Genomic DNA, 16,786 nt, shown 5'->3' with positions numbered 1-16,786 from the left:
AAGGAATCCCGAATTATGGAGGAAGGAACCCTGCTGCACCGGGCGGTCGTCGGCCTCGGCTTCGACAAGGCTCCGTACGCCCGCTCCCCGGTGGCCGGCCGTACGGGGACCAGGTGTTGATCCTGAGCTGTCCCGCCAGATCCGACGGAGCGGACAGGGCGCCATGAGGTCCTGATACGGGGCCGGCGGCGAGAGAGGGGCGGCGGCACCGTCACGCCGGGCTGCTTGCCATATACCCCTAGGGGGTATAAATTCGGATGCGTCGGCACTCCACGGCAACAGAGGAAATGAGATGTCCGAACCGACCCACCACACTGCACACGGGCAGCAGAGGACCGGCGGCGCGCATCCCGGCCACCACGGACACGATCACCGCTCGCATGCCGCCCACGAAGGACACGCCGGGCACGCGTCGAAGACGACCTGGAAGACGGCCGCCTCGGCCACCCTGCACTGCCTCACCGGCTGCGCCATCGGCGAGGTCCTCGGCCTGGTCATCGGCACCGCGCTGGGCTGGGCCACCGCGCCCACCATCGTCCTGGCCGTCGCGCTGGCCTTCTTCTTCGGCTACCTGCTCACCCTCATCCCGCTGCGCCGCGCCGGGGTGAACTGGGGCACCGCGATCAAACTCGCACTCGCCGCCGACACCGTCTCCATCGTCGTCATGGAGATCGTCGACAACGGCGTCATGCTCATCGTCCCCGGCGCCATGGACGCCGGCCTGACCACCGGCCTGTTCTGGGGAGCGCTGGCCCTCGCCTTCCTGGTGGCCTTCCTCGTCACCACCCCGGTCAACAAGTGGATCATCGGCCGGGGCAAGGGCCACGCCGTCGTCCACGCCTACCACCACTGACACCTACGCCACCGAGTGCTGGAACACCTCGCCGCCCGCACCGGTGTCCTCGCGGGCGGGCCGGAGCCGGCGGCTCACCCGCCGGAGCACTTCCCGCAGCCCGTCGGGGAGCGGTCGTCGCATGGACCTTTCCACGTCCCGTGCAACGAGCGATCACCGGTCAAGACGCCCCCTGGGGGCCGCCGACCGCCGCTGGGGCCGCCGTCCCCGCCAGGAGACCGAGGGCGGCCGAAGCGGCGTCGTCGGCCGGTAGGTAGACGATCAGGCGGTGCTCGTCGGTGCCGGGTATGTCGAGGCTCTCGTAGGCGAGCAGCAGCTCGCCGGCCAGGGGATGCGACCACCGCTCCACACCCGTGCGCCGGGGGAGCGCGGCCGCGGCCTCGAACCGGGCGCTGAACCCGGAGCCCGCGGCGACCGCGAGTTCTCCGGCGAGGAGCGCGGCCCGGTGGTCACCGAGGGACGCGGCGGCCCTGAGCCCGGCGGCCAGCTCGCCGGCGACCCGTTCCCAGTCGGGGAAGACGCCGCGCGCACGGGCGTCGGTGAAGACGAACCGGGTGAGGTTGGCGGGACGCGCCTCCAGCAGCCCGGCCGGGCCGGCGAGCCGCTCGTAGCCGGCCGTGCAGGCGAGGATCTCGCCCAGCCGGTCGGCCACCAGCGCCGGGGCCGGGTCGAGCCGGTCGAGCAGCGCCCGCACCGTGGGGCGCACCGCGCGGTCGGGGGGCGGGGCGCCGCCCTGGCAGGTGCCGCCGGTCATGGCCTTGACGAGGCGGTGCAGGTGGACCCGCTCGTCGGCGGAGAGCCCCAGCGCGTCGGCGAGCGCGGCGAGGATCTCGGCGGAAGGGTGCCGGTCGCGGCCCTGCTCCAGACGGGTGAGGTATTCCACGCTCACCCCGGCGAGCGTGGCCAGTTCGGCGCGGCGCAGCCCGGGGGTACGGCGGCGCGGCCCGCCCGGGAGTCCCGCGTCGGCGGGTGTCACGGCCTCCCGCCGGGCGCGCAGGAACGCGCCCAGCTCGTTGTCTCCCATGGCCGGAGTCTAGTGGGCGCGCACGGTCCCGCCGCGATCATGGCCCTGCCGGGGCCAGTCTCACCGCGGCCTCCTCCGGCGGTCTCCGGTCCGGGATGCTCGGAGCCGTGGCGATCCGCCGCGAAGCCCCGCACCCCGACGGCGGGGCACGAGGGCCGCCCGTGAGCGGAGGGCCGCCCGGACAGGGCCGACGAAAGGGATCTTCTTTGCGCTACCGACTGCTGGGCCGGACCGGTCTGCGGGTGTCCGAACTGTTCTTCGGCGCGATGTCCTTCTACGAGCGCGGCGGCCCCGACGCGCTGCGGGAGTACCGCGCCATGCTCGACGCCTACGCCGACGCCGGGGGCAACGTCATCGACACGGCCTCGGCGTACGGGGAGAGCGAGGAGGTCGTCGGCGAGCTCCTGGCGGGCCGCCGCGACCGCTTCGTCGTGGCCACCAAGTACACGCTCTCCCGTGACCGCACCGACCCGAACGCCGCCGGCAACCACCGCAAGAACCTCGTCCTGTCCTTGGAGGACAGCCTCCGGCGGCTGCGGACCGACTACATCGACCTGTACTGGGTGCACATCTGGGACCGCCACACCCCGGTGGAGGAGACGATGCGGGCGCTGGACGACGCCGTGCGCGCAGGGAAGATCCTCTACGTCGGCATGTCCGACGCCCCGGCGTGGCTGGTCAGCCGCGCCGACACGCTGGCCGAGTGGCGGGGCTGGACCCGGTTCGCGGGGGTGCAGGTGCCGTACAGCCTGCTCAGGCGGGACGTCGAGCGGGAACTGCTGCCGATGGCCGAGGCGCTCGGGATGAGCGTCGCCGTATGGGGAGCGCTCGCCGGAGGCGTCCTGTCGGGCAAGTTCACCGGCCCGGGAGGGACGCCGGAGGAGGGGACGCGGCGGGCGGGGGCCACCCGGGTCGACCCCGGCTCCCTGACCTCCCGGGACCACGCGGTCGCGCACGCCGTACAGGAGGTCGCGCGCGAGCTGGGCGCCACGGCGGCGCAGGTGGCGATCGCCTGGACCCGCACCCGGCAGGCCGCCGTGCACCCCATCGTCGGCGCGCGGGACCTCGCCCAGCTCGTCGAGAACCTGGGCGCGGCCGACGTCGTCCTCCCCGGGGAGGCGGTCCGGCGGCTGGAGGCGGCGGCGGAGTTCGAGCTCGGATTTCCCGGCGACTTCATCGCCGAGTACGAGGCCCACACGCAGGCGCTCGGCGAGGCGGCCTCAGGGGAGCGGGACGGTCGGCGCACCGCGGCGCGGTAGGGCTCCCGGGCCGGTGCGGTCGTGCGGGTGGCGGAGCGCTGCCGGGCGCTTCCGGCGGGAGCTCGGGAGAGCTCCCGCCGGGACCGCCGATCAGGCGCCGCGAGCGGCGATGCGGGTGATGAACGGCTGGACCAGGCGCGCGGCCAGCGGGCCGAAAGCCGCCAGGATGAGGACGTAGGCGGCGGCCAGCGGCCCCAGGTCCGGGTGGGCGCCGGCGGCCACCGCCAGCCCGGCGATCACGATGTTGAACTCGCCGCGCGGGATGAGCGCGATGCCGGCGCGGATCCGGCCCGCCCGGGCGATGCCCGCCCGCCGGGCCGCGTAGACGCCGGTGAGCAGCTTGGTCGCCATGCTCACCAGGGCGAGCGCCGCGGCCAGCCCGGCGACGGGCAGGATCTTCGCCGGGTCGGTCTGCAGGCCGAAGAAGACGAAGAAGACCGCGGCGAACAGGTCGCGCAGCGGGGCCAGCAGCGCCTGGGCGTCCTCGGCCAGCTCCCCCGACAGGGCGATGCCGACCAGGAACGCGCCCACCGCGGCCGACACCTGCAGGTGCTGGGCGATCCCGGCGACCAGCAGCGCGAGCCCGACGACCTTCAGCAGCAGCACCTCGGAGTTCGGACTGGAGACGAACGCCTCGATGAACCGCCCGTAGCGGAGCGCGACCAGCAGCACCACGCTGACCGTGGCCAGCGCGATCGCCACGGTGACCGCCCCGCCCGCCAGGGACAGGCCCGCCAGCATGGCGGTCAGGACCGGCAGGTAGACGGCCATGGTCAGGTCCTCGAAGACCAGCAGCGAGAGCACCACCGGGGTCTCGCGGTTACCGATCCACCCCAGGTCGGACAGGACCTTGGCGGTGATGCCGGAGGAGGTGGCGTAGGTGACGCCGGCCATCGCCACGGCCGCGACCGGGCCCCAGCCGAGCAGCAGCGCGCAGACCGCGCCGGGCGCGGCGTTGAGCACCAGGTCGACGATGCCGGCCCGGGCGTTGCCCTTGAGGCTGGTCACGAGCTCGTCGGCGTTGTACTCCAGGCCGAGGGTGAGCAGCAGCAGGATGACGCCGAGCTCGGCGCCGGTGGCGATGAACTCCTCACTGGTGGCCAGGGGCACGATGCCGCCGGTGCCGAAGGCCAGACCGGCGATCAGGTAGAGGGGGATGGGGGAGATGCCGACGCGCAGCGCCAGCGCTCCGAGGATGCCGAGTCCGAGCAGGACCGCGCCGAACTCCAGGAACAGGATTGCAGTGTGGTGCACCAGCGGCCTAACCGTTGCTGAAGATGTCGGCGACGGCGTCGGTGCTGTCCGGGCTGCCCACCACGACCACGATGTCGTCGCCGGTGAGCCCGAAGTCCGGGGCCGGGCTGGCGAAGACCTGACCGGCGCGGACCACGGCCACGATGGACGCGCCGGTGCGGGAGCGCACGCGCGCGTCGCCCATGGTCCGCCCGTCGTACGGCGAGCCGGGGGCGATCGGCAGCTGCAGGCTGACCAGGCCCTCGACCTCGCGGTGCAGGGCGTTGAGGCGCTGCACGATGCGCGGGGCGCCGAGCAGCTCGACCAGGGCGTCGGCCTCCTCGTCGTTCAGCTTGACGACCTCGCACGCGCGGTCGGGGTCCTCCTTGTCGTAGATCACCAGGTCGCGGCGGCCGGTCCGGTGGGAGACGACCCCGATCCGGCGTCCGGAGCGTGTGGTGAACTCGTGCCGCAATCCGATCCCCGGCAACGCCGTCTGCTCGACTTCCACCGCGCCGATCCTCCGCTTGTCCATGTATCTCCGATGTTTCCCCGAACCTACCAACCAGGGCGGCCACCCGCCGAACGAGCCCGTGGCGGTGATCGCACCGGCCGGGGCCCTTCCGGCGCGGGGGTTGCGGAAGGGCCTCCGGCGGGGGACCCTTCCCCCATGTCCGACGACCGTCCGTACGACATCGTGCTGTTCGGCGCCACCGGGTTCACCGGTGCGCTCACCGCGCAGTACCTCGCCCGCAACGCCGGTCCGGAGCGGCGCTGGGCGCTGGCCGGGCGCGACCGGGCGCGGCTGGAGGCGGTCCGCGAGCGGATCGGCCTGCCGGAGCTGCCCCTGCTGCACGCCGACGCCTCCGACCCGGCCTCGCTGGCGGAGATCGCCCGGCGGACCCGGGTGGTCGCCACCACCGTGGGCCCGTACGTCCTCCACGGCGAGCCGCTCGTCGCCGCCTGCGCGGCGGCGGGCACCCACTACGCCGACATCACCGGCGAGCCGGAGTTCGTCGACCTGGCCTTCGCCCGGCACCACGCGACCGCCAGGGAGACCGGGGCCAAGCTCGTGCACGCCTGCGGGTTCGACTCGGTCCCGCACGACCTGGGCGTCTACTTCACCGTGCAGCGGCTCCCGGAGGGGGTGCCGATCAGCGTCGACGGATACGTGCGGGGAGGCGGGCGGCCGTCGGGCGGCACCGTGCACTCGGCCGTCACGGCGCTCTCCCGCGCCCGGCAGAGCGCGCGGGCCGCGCTCGTGCGGCGGAGGCTGGAGGAGCGCCCGGCCGGCCGCCGGGTGCGGGGCCTGCCCGGCCCGCCGCGCAACGTCGGAGGCTGGGCGCTGCCGCTGCCCACGATCGACCCGCGCATCGTCGCCCGCTCCGCCCGTGCGCTGGAGCGCTACGGCCCGGACTTCACCTACCGCCATCACCTGGCGGTCAGGCGGCTGCCCGAGGCGCTGGGCCTGGCCGCGGGGGCCGGGGCGCTGGCGCTGCTGGCGCAGCTCCCGCCGGTGCGCTCCCGGCTGCTGGAGCGCTTCCCGGCCGGCGGCGGGCCCACCCCGGAGCAGCGGGCGAAGAGCTGGTTCACCGTCACCTTCGACGGGCGCGGCGGCGGCGAGCGCGTGGTCACCGAGGTCTCCGGAGGCGACCCCGGTTACGACGAGACCGCGAAGATGCTGGGCGAGTCCGCGCTCTGCCTGGCCTTCGACGACCTGCCGGAGACGGCGGGCCAGACCACCACCGCGGCGGCGATGGGCGAGGCGCTGATCGGCCGCCTGCAGCGGGCGGGGATCACATTCAGGGTGCTGCGGGACTCACGCGGGTGAGATCCGGCGCGACCCCGGAGCGCCCTGCCGCGATGATGCGGGTGCAGCCCCGGCGGGGCGCTCCGGGAGGCCGCGGCCCGTGCGGGCGGGGCACGCCGCCGGTCCGGGTCTCCTCAGCGGCTGCGCACCCCGTGGGCGCGGAACTGCGCGTGCACGCGCTCCAGCAGCGCGGCGTCCGGCGGCTCGACGCCGGGCAGCGGGTAGGGCAGGCCGAGCCCGGCGTACTTCGCCTCGGCCATCCGGTGGTACGGCAGGACGTCGACGTGCTCGACGTTGGGCAGCGTGGCGACGAAGGCTGCGAGGCCGTCGACGTCGTCCTCGGCGTCGGTCAGGCCGGGAACCAGGACGAAGCGGATCCAGGTGGGCTTGCCCAGCCCGGCCAGGCGGCGCGCGAAGCGCAGCGTCGGAGCGAGCTCGTTCCCGGTGACCTTCCGGTAGGTCTCCGGGTTCCAGGACTTGACGTCCAGCAGGACCAGGTCGACGTCGGCCAGCATCGCGTCGCTCGCGCGCTCGCCCAGGAAGCCGGAGGTGTCCAGGGCCGTGTGCAGGCCGCTGTCGTGGCAGCGGCGCAGGAGCTCGCCGGTGAAGAGCGGCTGCTGCAGCGGCTCTCCGCCGCTGACGGTGACGCCGCCGCCGGCGATCCGGATGAACCGCCGGTAGCGCTCGGCGCGGGCCACCAGCTCGTCGACCGTGGTGGGCCGCCCGTCCCGCATCCGCCAGGTGTCGGGGTTGTGGCAGTACAGGCAGCGCAGCGGGCAGCCGGAGGTGAACACCACGAAGCGGGTGCCCGGCCCGTCCACCCCGGTGGAGAGGTCCCAGGAGTGGACGGAGCCGGTCACGGGCGCGGTCCCGGCTGTGGTGGCGGCCGTGGTGGCGGTCCGGGCCGCGGGGTCAGACCGAGCCGTGGAAGGTGCGGTTGAGGACATCGAGCTGCTGCTCTCTGGTGAGGCGGACGAAGTTGACGGCGTAGCCGGAGACGCGGATGGTGAGCTGCGGGTACTTCTCCGGGTGCGCCATCGCCTCCAGCAGGGTCTCCCGGTTGAGGACGTTGACGTTCATGTGGAAGCCGCCGCCGTCGAAGTAGCCGTCGAGCACGCCCGCGAGGTTGGCGATCCGCTCTTCGGGCGTACGTCCCAGCCCGGCCGGCGTCACCGTGCTGGTCAGCGAGATGCCGTCCTTGGCCTCCTGGTACGGGAGTTTGGCGACCGAGAGCGCGGAGGCGACCATGCCGTGCCGGTCGCGGCCGTTCATCGGGTTGGCACCGGGGGCGAACGGCTCGCCCGCGCGGCGGCCGTCGGGGGTGCTGCCGGTGTGCTTGCCGTACACCACGTTGGAGGTGATGGTCAGCACCGACTGGGTGTGCTCGGCGCCGCGGTAGGACGGGTAGGCGCGGATCTTGTTCATGAAGCTCCGGACCAGCCCGGCGGCGATGTCGTCGACCCGGTCGTCGTCGTTGCCGAAGGCGGGGTAGTCGCCCTCGACGACGTAGTCCACCGCCAGGCCGGTCTCGTCGCGGACCACCCGCACGCCGCCGTACCTGATGGCCGACAGGCTGTCGGCGGCCACCGACAGGCCGGCGATGCCGCAGGCGAGGGTGCGCTTGACCGGGTAGTCGTGCAGCGCCATCTCGATGCGCTCGTAGGCGTACTTGTCGTGCATGTAGTGGATGACGTTGAGCGCGTCGACGTAGGTCTCGGCCAGCCAGTCCATCATCCTGTCCAGGGCGGCGGCGACCTCGTCGTAGGAGAGCCGGTCGCCGGTCACCGGCGGGTGCGCGGGGCCGACCTGCTCGCCGGTGATCTCGTCGCGGCCGCCGTTGATGGCGTAGAGCAGGGTCTTGGCCAGATTCACCCGGGCGCCGAAGAACTGCATCTGCCGGCCGACGGGCGCGGCGGACACGCAGCAGGCGATGGCGGTGTCGTCGCCGAACGTAGGCCGGAGCAGGTCGTCGTTCTCGTACTGGATCGAGCTGGTCTCGATGGAGGTCCGCGCGCAGAACCGCTTGAAGCCCTCCGGCAGGTCGGGCGACCAGAGCACGGTCAGGTTGGGCTCGGGCGCGGGCCCGAGGTTGTGCAGGGTCTGCAGGAAGCGGAAGCTCGTCCTCGTGACCAGGGGGCGGCCGTCGCGGCCCATGCCGCCGATCGACTCGGTGACCCAGGTCGGGTCGCCGGAGAAGAGCTGGTCGTACTCGGGGGTGCGCAGGAACCGGACGATCCGCAGCTTGATCACGAAGTCGTCGACCAGCTCCTGGGCCCGGACCTCGTCGATCACGCCCTCGTCCAGGTCGCGCTGGAGGTAGACGTCCAGGAAGGTGGAGGTGCGGCCCAGCGACATGGCGGCGCCGTTCTGCTCCTTGACCGCGGCCAGATAGCCGAAGTACAGCCACTGGATCGCCTCCTGCGCGCTCGAGGCGGGCCGGGAGACGTCGAAGCCGTAGGAGGCGGCCATCTCCGCCAGTTCGCCCAGGGCGCGGATCTGCTCGGCCAGCTCCTCCCGGTCGCGGATGACGTCCGCGGTGGAGGGCGCCTCGTCCAGGGTGTGCAGTTCGGCCTTCTTGGCCGCAATCAGTTGATCTACACCGTAAAGGGCCACGCGTCGGTAATCGCCGATGATCCGGCCCCGGCCGTAGGCGTCGGGCAGACCGGTGACGAGGTGCGAGCGCCGGGCCGCGCGCACCCGCGGCGTGTAGGCGTCGAACACGCCGGTGTTGTGGGTCTTGCGGTACCTGGTGAAGATCTCCTTGACCCGGGGGTCGAGCGTGTACCCGTAGGCCGCCAGGCCGCTTTCGACCATCCGCAGCCCGCCGTTCGGCATGATCGCCCGCTTCAGCGGGGCGTCGGTCTGCAGGCCGACGATCAGCTCGTTCTCCCGGTCGATGTAGCCGGGGGCGTGCGAGGTGATCGTCGAGGGGGTCGAGGGGTCGGCGTCGTGGATGCCGCGCTCCCGCTCGGCGGGGAACATCGCGGTCAGGCGCTCCCAGACGGCCAGCGTGCGCGCCGTCGGCCCGGCCAGGAAGCCGTCGTCCCCGGTGTAGGGGGTGTGGTTGGCGCGCACGAAGTCCCGCACGTCGACGGCGGAGCACCAGATGCCCGGCTGGAAGCCGCGCCAGGCGCCCTGCCCGGCCACTCGCCCGGTCTCGGTCGTCGTGCTCATGGGGACCTCCTGTTTGATTCCGTCTGCGGTCAATGGTCGTCCCCCGGAGGGCGTGCGGGCCGGAGGCGGACGTCACCGGGGGATGGGACCTTCGTCACGAACCGGCCGCCCGTACGGCGTCACCACCGGCCGTTCACGCGGCGCTGAGGACCTCCGGGACCGGGCGCCGGGGCGCACGCGGCACGGCCGGCCCGTAGCCGATCCGGACGATCATCTGAGGGTGGCCGCGCCGGTGCCGCGGATCGCTGTGGCGGCGCATGTCGCGCAGGTCCAGCGGCTGGTTGAGGAACGAGGCCGACACCCCGTGCAGGGTGGCGACCAGCAGCATGCGTTGCAGCGCCTGGCCGGCGCGGAGCCAGTCCTGCGGCCCGTCCCCGGTGGTCGTCACGACCACCAGCTGCGGCCGGGCCTCGAAGCGGGCGGTCTCCCCGTTCGTCCGCGCGAAGCCGCGGACGGGCACGGAGACGCCGTCGGGGCGCGGGCCCTGGACGTAGGGCGGGAGCCCGTCGCGGCGCCGCCCGTCCCCGCCGGTCCACCGGGCGAGCTCGGCGCGGTACCCGGCGTCGCTCGCCAGCCGCTCCTCGGCCATGGCAACCTCCTCCAGCAGGGCGGTGCCCGCCGGGCCGTCCACGCGGACCAGTTCGGCGCCCTCCAGCCGGACCGCCGCGGCCAGCTCCGCCATGACCCCCGCGGGGACGAGGGCGCCGGAGAAGGGCCGGCGGTTGGTGCGCCGGTCCTGGATGGCGGCGTACAGCTCGTGCTCGGCCGCCGAGGCGAGCGGAGCCCGCACCGGCCGCACCGCGGCGAGCAGGGTGGACCCGGCGTCCCCGATCGCGGGCAGCGGCCAGGAGACGGGCCGCCAGCCGGCGACGCGCAGGGCCAGGCGCAGGTTGAACAGGGCCGCGCCGCAGCTGATGTGGAGCGACCGGCCGCGCGGGTCGGCCACCGGGAGCCGGCGGTCCGGGTCGGCGTGGAGTTCGATGTGCTCGCGGCGGTGGACGCCGAAACGCCACGGCTGGGTGTTGTGCACCGACGGTGCGGCGCCCGCCGCGGTGACGAGCCGCCGCAGGCCGGCGTGGGTGGCGAGTGGGCTGAGCATGGCGGAACCTCCTTGGTTCTCTTCGAGGCTGGCGCACCGCCCGGCCCCGCGGGCAGGGCCGAAGGTCCCCGGGGAAGGGGACCTCGGGACCGGGCAGCCCTCGCCCCGCCCCGCCGGGGCGGGCGCTCTTTCCGGCCACCCCGTGCCGGGTGGGAGACTTGGGGTGAGCCGGGGCGTGACGGAGGGATGGGCGTGGGCGAGAGATCTCTGATTCCGCACATGCGGCTGGACGACCTGCTGTCGGAGCTGCAGGACCGGCTGGAGACGGTGCTCGCCACCCGCGACCGGGTGCACGCGCTGCTGGAGGCCGTGGTCTCGGTCGGCAGCGATCTCGACCTGGAGACCGTGCTGCGGCGCATCACCGAGGCCGCGGCCAAACTGGTCGACGCCCGCTACGCGGCGCTCGGCGTGATCGGCGAGGGCGGCACGCTCGAGCGCTTCATCCCGGTGGGCCTCACCGAGGAGGAGATCGCGCGGATCGAGCACTGGCCGCACGGCAAGGGGCTGCTCGGCCTGCTGATCAAGGACCCGCAGACGCTGCGGATGGCCGACCTCGCCGAGCATCCCGAGTCCTACGGCTTCCCCGCGGGCCATCCGCCGATGCGCAGCTTCCTGGGCGTGCCGGTGCGGGTGCGCGACGAGGTGTTCGGCAACCTCTACCTGACCGAGAAGGCCGGCGGAGGGGCCTTCGAGGAGGAGGACGAGGCGGTCGTCAACGCGCTGGCCGCCGCCGCGGGCGTGGCCATCGAGAACGCCCGGCTGTACGAGGAGACCCGGCGCAGGGAGGACTGGCTGAGGGTCTCGTCGGAGGTGACCACCAGCCTGCTCTCCGGCGACGACCCGGGCGAGGTGCTCACGATCATGGCCCGCCGCGCCCGGGAGCTGACCGGGGCCGACACCGCGATGGTCAGCTTCCCGCACGAGGACGTGGTGCGGATCGAGATCGTCGAAGGGTTCGGTGAGGAGCTGCTGCGCGCGCGGGACATGCAGATGGACAGGTCGCTGGCGGGCGTGACGCTGCGCACCGGCCGGCCGCAGAGTACGCCGGACCTGCAGGAGTCCACCGGGCACCCGCCGCACCTGGAGGGCGTGCCGCTGGGCCCGGCCATCGCCGTGCCGCTGGGCGGGACCGACGGGGCCCGCGGTGTGCTCGTCCTGGCCAGGCGGAGCGGGGCGCCGCCGTTCGGCGAGCCGGACCTGCGGATGGCGGAGGCGCTGGGCGGGCAGGCGGCGATCGCGCTGGAACTGGCCGCCGCGCGCCGCGACGCCGAGCGGCTGGGCCTGCTGGAGGACCGCGACCGCATCGCCAAGGACCTGCACGACGTCGTGATCCAGCGGCTGTTCGCGGTGGCCATGACCCTGATGAGCACGGTCCGCATGGTCGAGCACCCCGCCGCGTCGGCGCGGCTGCAGCACGCGGTGGACGAGCTGGACCAGACCATCAAGGAGATCCGCTCCACCATCTTCGCACTGCAGACGCCGCCGCAGGCCGGTCCGGCCCGCACGCTGCGCGGCCGGGTGACGGAGCTGGTGGAGGCCGCCCGCGAGCAGCTCGGCTTCATGCCCGGCATCCGGATGGAGGGGCCGCTGGACAACACGGTGCCCGAGGAGATCGGAGAGCAGCTGCGGGCGGTGCTGCGCGAGGCGCTGTCCAACGTCGCCCGCCACGCCCGGGCGAGCAGGGCGCAGGTGCTCGTGGAGGTGAGCGGCGGCGCGCTGCTGCTGGAGGTGAGCGACAACGGCGTCGGGATCCCCGAGGACGGGCGGCGCAGCGGGCTGCGCAACCTGGCCGAACGGGCCGAGCGCCTGGGCGGGTCCTTCACCGCCGAGCGCGCCGAGGGCGGGGGCAGCCGCCTGCGCTGGCGGGTCCCGCTCGGCCGGGGCTGACCCCTCGGCCCGCCGCCGGGCTCACCAGGGGCGGAGGTCTCCCCGCTCGCCGCGTTCGGCCTTGAGCCGGGTGACCAAAGCCGCGGCCTGGGTACGGCGCTGCATGTCGAGTTTGCCCAGCAGGTTGGAGACGTAGTTCTTGACCGTCTTCTCCGCCAGGAACATCCGCTCGCCGATCTGCCGGTTGGTCAGGCCCTCGCCGATCAGGTCCAGGATCTGCCGCTCCTGCGGTGACAGGGCCGCCAGCGGGTCCTTGCGGCTCTCCTGCTCCCGCAGGCGCGCCAGCATGGACGCGGTCGTCTGCGGGTCCAGCAGCGACTGGCCCGAGGCCACCGTGCGCACCGCGCCGACCAGGTCGGAGCCGTGGATCTGCTTGAGGACGTACCCCGAGGCGCCCGCCATCACCGCGTCGAACAGCGCGTCGTCGTCGGCGAAGGAGGTGAGCATCAGGCAGGCCAGGCCGGGCATGCGGGAGCGGACCTCGCGGCACACGTCGATGCCGCTGCCGTCGGGCAGGCGCACGTCCAGCACCGCCACGTCCGGCTGGAGCGCGGTGATGCGGGTGACGGCCGATTCGGCGGTCCCGGCCTCCCCGACCACCTGGATGTCGTCCTCGGAGTCGAGCAGGGCCGCGACGCCGCGCCGTACCACCTCGTGGTCGTCCACCAGGACCACGCGAATCACGTCCATGCCGTCGGCTCTCCTCACCTCGGCCGCCGGTGACCGGGCCTTCCAGGCACCCCTGTCCGGCGGGAGACCATCAAAACACGGATCAGAGCGGCGCGGGCACCCGGGCGCCCGTGGGCGCCCGGGTGCAGGGGCCGCAGGATCACGGGCGGTGCCGGATCCGGCGGCCGGAGACCTCGCTGGGAACGATCTTGATGTAGAGGTCGCGGGTGCCGCCCGCCCAGGACCGCACGCCCGCCGCCTCCACGGCCGCCTGCTCGTCGGGGGAGGAGACCAGGTGCGCCCCGCCCCGGATGAGCACGCTCCAGCCCTCCCGGTTGGGGTCGTCGATCCGGTCGACCTCGAAGGCGACCTTGAACTCGACGCCCGGGACACCGGTGCGCAGGTTCTCGCCGAACGGCCCGTCGGCGGCGGTGCGGAAGACCACGGCGTTGTCGTGCAGCACGTAGTTGACCGGCAGGATCGTCGGGCCGCCGCCGTCGTCGAAGGCGACCCGGCCGACGCCGCCGGGGAAGATCAGGTGCAGGCACTGGTTGGGGTCGAGCTTCTCCAGCGAGGCCCCGGCGGCGCCGGGACCGCGTCCGGGCGGCAGGTCGACCGTGCCTCCCAGCAGCTCCTCCGGGCTGGTCTCCAGGGCGGTGGCCAGCCGCTGCACGGTCTCGCCGGCGGGGGAGGCCGCGGCCTCCTCCAGGTAGGCGAGGTAACCGAGGTCGATCCCCGCCCGCTCGGCCAGCCCCTCCCTGCTGAGGCCGAGGGTCTCACGCCTGGCCGCGACCCGGCGGCCGAGGTCGCCGGAGGCCGTGATGCGTTCGGTCATGGGTTCTCCCGATGAAGAAGGCGGAGGTGGTCCCGGCCGCCGGAGCGCCCCGGAGCGGGCGTGCCCGGAACCGGATCACTCCGGACCTCCCCCCGCTCGCGTGACTCTAACCCGTGCTCCGGCCGCCGGACGACCGTCATGATCGATCGCCATCGTAGGGCAGGGGCCGAGCCTCCGGCGGGCCGGAGGTCCCGCGCAGCGGGGTCTTTCGGCCCCTGCGCCGGGCACCGGCGGGCGGTCGAATGGGAGTGACCGCAGGAGGACGACATGGTGATGCACCGGCCGCCGGCCGCAGACGGTTCGTACGCCCTGCCTCGATCCGACGGCCTGCCCCGGGCCGCCGACGCCGGGGCCGCCCTGCCCGCGACCGGCATCCCGGCCGCGGGCGCGCCGTCCCGGGGGCCGCTGCGCACGGCCCAGAACCGCCTGGTGAACCCGTTCGTCCGTCGGCTGCTCCGCTCCCCCCTGCACGACCTGCTGAGCGCCTCGGTCGCCCTGGTGACCGTGAAGGGCCGCAGGACCGGCCGCGAGGTCACCGTACCCGCGGACTACGTGGAGAGGGACGGCGAGCTGCTGCTGGTCAGCCGCCGGAGCCGGACGTGGTGGCGCAACCTGTCCGGACCGGGGAGTGCCCCGGTCCGCGTCCGCCTGCGAGGGCGCGAGTGGGAGGGCGCCGCGAGCGTGTCCTCCGACGGCCGGCGGGTGGCGGAGACCCTGCTGGAGATGGCGGCGGCGCCCGGCCGGCCGACGGGGGCGGCCCGGCCCGCCTGGGCCCGGGACGGGGTGGCGATCCGGATCCGCCTGGAGCGGCCGGTTCCCGGCGGGCCGGGCGCGCAGGACGCGCACGGCCTGTGGCGGCGCTGGTTCCTGGCCACCCTGACCGGGGAGATCGCCGGCTTCACCCTGCCCGCCGTGGTCGCGGCCCTCGTGATCGACTCCGCACGCCTCGGGCCGCTGGCCCAGGTCTTCCTGCTGATCCTGGCGGGAGCGGGGGAGGGTGTCCTGCTCGGGCTCGGCCAGGCGTACGCGCTGCGCGGCGCGCTGCCCTCGGTGCCGACGCGCGCGTGGGTGCGGGCGACCGCCGCAGGGGCCGCGGTCGCCTGGGCGATCGGCGCGGTCCCCGTGCTGCTCGGCGAGGGGATGCAGGCCGTCCCCTGGCCGCTCCTGGCCGTCATGGGCCTGGCCCTGCTGGTGTCGATGGGGTTGTTCCAGTGGGGTGTCCTGCGCGGCCGCGTCACCGGCGCGTGGCGATGGATCGCGGCGAGCACGGGCGGCTGGTGCCTGGGCCTGGCCGCCTTCGGCCTCGTGACCACCCCGCTCTGGCAACCGGGGCAGCCTCCGGCGCTCGTGGCGCTCATCGGACTGCTCGGCGCGGTGGTCATGGCCGCCGCGGTGGCGGCCGTCACGGGGACCGCGCTGGTGGCACTGGTGCGGACGGGACCAAGGTCCCAGCGGAGGAGGACGGCAGGCCCTACGGAGTGACTCCGTCATATCGGGACGATTGCCGTGAAATTACTCTTGAGACGGAGTCCCCATGGACGTTTTGGACCTCTCCCGCTGGCAGTTCGGGATCACGACGGTCTACCACTTCCTCTTCGTGCCGCTGACGATCGGCCTGTCGGTCATCGTCGCGGGCCTGCAGACCGTCTGGCACCGCACCGGCAAGGAGCACTACCTGCGGTTGACGAAGTTCTTCGGGAAGCTCTTCCTGATCAACTTCGCGATGGGCGTGGTCACCGGCATCGTGCAGGAGTTCCAGTTCGGCATGAACTGGAGTGACTACTCCCGCTTCGTCGGTGACGTGTTCGGCGCCCCGCTGGCCATGGAAGGGCTGATGTCCTTCTTCCTGGAGTCCACCTTCCTCGGACTGTGGATCTTCGGCTGGGACCGTCTCCCGCCCCGGCTCCACCTGATGACGATCTGGCTGGCCGCGATCGGCACGAACCTGTCGGCCTACTTCATCCTGGCGGCCAACTCCTGGATGCAGCACCCGGTCGGCTACCGGCTCAACCCGGAGACCGGCCGTGCCGAACTCACCGACATCTGGGCGGTGCTCACCAACATCACCACCCTGGCGACCTTCCCGCACGTCATCTTCGGCGCGTTCGTCACCGCCGGCGCCTTCGTCCTCGGCGTCAGCGCCTGGAAGCTGATGAAGAAGAAGGACGTCGAGCTGTTCCGCGCCTCGGCGCGGATCGCGATGGCCGTCACCCTCGTCGCCTCGGCCGGCGTCGCCCTCAGCGGCCACTGGCAGGCGCAGGTCATGACCGAGCAGCAGCCGATGAAGATGGCCGCCGCCGAGGCGCTCTGGGAGGACGAGAAGTCCGCCGGGTTCTCGCTGTTCGCCGTCGGCGACGTGGAGAACGGCCGCAACCACGTCAACATCCAGATCCCGTACGGCCTCAGCCTGCTGGCCACCAACACCCTGGACGGCGAGGTCGAGGGCGTCAACGACGTCCAGGCCCGCTACGAGGCCCTCTACGGCCCCGGGGACTACACGCCCGGCATCGGCCTGGCCTACTGGACCTTCCGCCTGATGATCGGGTTCGGCGTGCTGGCCGGGCTGCTCGCCCTGGCCGGGCTCTGGCTCACCCGCCGCGGCCGGCTCCCGAGCAGCCCGTGGTTCTACCGGATCGCCGTCCTCGGCATCGGCCTGCCGTTCCTCGCCAACTCACTGGGCTGGATCTTCACCGAGATGGGCCGCCAGCCGTGGACCGTCTACGGGATCATGACCACCGCCTCGGCGGTCTCGCCAGGGGTGGACGTCGCCGAGGTCGCCACCACGCTGGTCGGTTTCACCCTGCTCTACGGGGTGCTCGCGGTGATCGAGATCCGGCTCCTGCTCAAGTTCATCAAGATCGGTCCCGTGGAAGGGACGACCGGGTCCGGCGACGAGTCCGAGACCGAGACCGGCACCACCCCCGCGCTCTCCTACTGAGGATC

14 protein-coding genes are annotated in these 16,786 nt (G+C 73.5%); 6 read left to right on the top strand and 8 right to left on the bottom strand.

From position 1 onward, the window contains the following. The first annotated feature begins 292 nt into the window (after positions 1-292). A complete protein-coding gene (locus HS048_RS21875) occupies positions 293-853 on the top strand; it encodes a DUF4396 domain-containing protein (protein ID WP_068897194.1) in 561 nt (186 codons plus the stop codon). 160 nt (positions 854-1,013) lie between these two features. Here the strand turns inward: HS048_RS21875 and HS048_RS21870 are convergent, their stop codons facing one another. Then, positions 1,014-1,877 carry a helix-turn-helix domain-containing protein gene (locus HS048_RS21870; RefSeq protein ID WP_196468489.1) on the bottom strand — a complete coding sequence of 288 codons (864 nt, stop codon included), beginning with the start codon at positions 1,875-1,877 and terminating at the stop codon, positions 1,014-1,016. A 206-nt stretch (positions 1,878-2,083) separates the two neighbouring features. Between HS048_RS21870 and HS048_RS21865 the strand changes: the two genes are divergently transcribed. After that, positions 2,084-3,136, top strand: coding sequence for an aldo/keto reductase (locus tag HS048_RS21865; protein ID WP_196468488.1), 1,053 nt, complete (start codon positions 2,084-2,086; stop codon positions 3,134-3,136). 90 nt (positions 3,137-3,226) lie between these two features. Here HS048_RS21865 and HS048_RS21860 read toward each other — a convergent pair whose 3' ends face one another. Together HS048_RS21860 and HS048_RS21855 are read right to left on the bottom strand one after the other, a co-directional pair. Further along, positions 3,227-4,390 carry a cation:proton antiporter gene (locus HS048_RS21860; protein ID WP_068897188.1) on the bottom strand — a complete coding sequence of 388 codons (1,164 nt, stop codon included), beginning with the start codon at positions 4,388-4,390 and terminating at the stop codon, positions 3,227-3,229. Between the two features lie 7 nt (positions 4,391-4,397). Next, positions 4,398-4,880, bottom strand: coding sequence for a cation:proton antiporter regulatory subunit (locus HS048_RS21855; protein ID WP_068897450.1), 483 nt, complete (start codon positions 4,878-4,880; stop codon positions 4,398-4,400). A 159-nt stretch (positions 4,881-5,039) separates the two neighbouring features. Between HS048_RS21855 and HS048_RS21850 the strand changes: the two genes are divergently transcribed. Continuing rightward, positions 5,040-6,200, top strand: coding sequence for a trans-acting enoyl reductase family protein (locus tag HS048_RS21850; RefSeq protein WP_196468487.1), 1,161 nt, complete (start codon positions 5,040-5,042; stop codon positions 6,198-6,200). Positions 6,201-6,313: 113 nt separating this feature from the next. Here the strand turns inward: HS048_RS21850 and pflA are convergent, their stop codons facing one another. From pflA to HS048_RS21835, 3 genes are all read right to left on the bottom strand, one after another. Next, complete coding sequence (pflA, locus tag HS048_RS21845) at positions 6,314-7,039, bottom strand: pyruvate formate-lyase-activating protein (protein WP_196468486.1); 726 nt, start codon at positions 7,037-7,039, stop codon at positions 6,314-6,316. A 52-nt stretch (positions 7,040-7,091) separates the two neighbouring features. Then, the gene (gene pflB, locus HS048_RS21840; RefSeq protein WP_196468485.1) at positions 7,092-9,353 is read right to left on the bottom strand and encodes a formate C-acetyltransferase; all 2,262 of its coding nucleotides are present in this window, start codon (positions 9,351-9,353) and stop codon (positions 7,092-7,094) included. A 133-nt stretch (positions 9,354-9,486) separates the two neighbouring features. Beyond that, positions 9,487-10,452, bottom strand: a complete 966-nt coding sequence (locus HS048_RS21835) for a hypothetical protein (protein ID WP_196468484.1) — start codon at positions 10,450-10,452, stop codon at positions 9,487-9,489. Between the two features lie 186 nt (positions 10,453-10,638). Here HS048_RS21835 and HS048_RS21830 point away from each other — a divergent pair, with 186 nt between their 5' ends. Then, complete coding sequence (locus tag HS048_RS21830) at positions 10,639-12,339, top strand: GAF domain-containing protein (protein WP_196468483.1); 1,701 nt, start codon at positions 10,639-10,641, stop codon at positions 12,337-12,339. A gap of 21 nt (positions 12,340-12,360) precedes the next feature. Here the strand turns inward: HS048_RS21830 and HS048_RS21825 are convergent, their stop codons facing one another. Both HS048_RS21825 and HS048_RS21820 read right to left on the bottom strand, forming a co-directional pair. After that, entirely contained in the window at positions 12,361-13,029 is a 669-nt protein-coding gene (locus HS048_RS21825) for a response regulator transcription factor (protein WP_068901603.1), read from the bottom strand. 139 nt (positions 13,030-13,168) lie between these two features. Further along, positions 13,169-13,843 (bottom strand): pyridoxamine 5'-phosphate oxidase family protein, encoded by a 675-nt coding sequence (locus tag HS048_RS21820; RefSeq protein ID WP_196468482.1) that lies wholly within the window; start codon positions 13,841-13,843, stop codon positions 13,169-13,171. Between the two features lie 267 nt (positions 13,844-14,110). Between HS048_RS21820 and HS048_RS21815 the strand changes: the two genes are divergently transcribed. Both HS048_RS21815 and HS048_RS21810 read left to right on the top strand, forming a co-directional pair. Beyond that, positions 14,111-15,325, top strand: a complete 1,215-nt coding sequence (locus HS048_RS21815; RefSeq protein WP_196468481.1) for a nitroreductase/quinone reductase family protein — start codon at positions 14,111-14,113, stop codon at positions 15,323-15,325. A gap of 52 nt (positions 15,326-15,377) precedes the next feature. Beyond that, positions 15,378-16,781: a cytochrome ubiquinol oxidase subunit I gene (locus tag HS048_RS21810; RefSeq protein ID WP_196468480.1), complete on the top strand. Its 1,404-nt coding sequence runs from the start codon at positions 15,378-15,380 to the stop codon at positions 16,779-16,781. Positions 16,782-16,786 lie beyond the last annotated feature (5 nt).

The organism is Planomonospora sp. ID91781 (assembly GCF_015711595.1).
GTDB lineage: Bacteria > Actinomycetota > Actinomycetes > Streptosporangiales > Streptosporangiaceae > Planomonospora > Planomonospora parontospora.
Note: the sequence above shows the minus strand (reverse complement) of the source record. Positions and strands in the feature narration are given on the sequence as shown.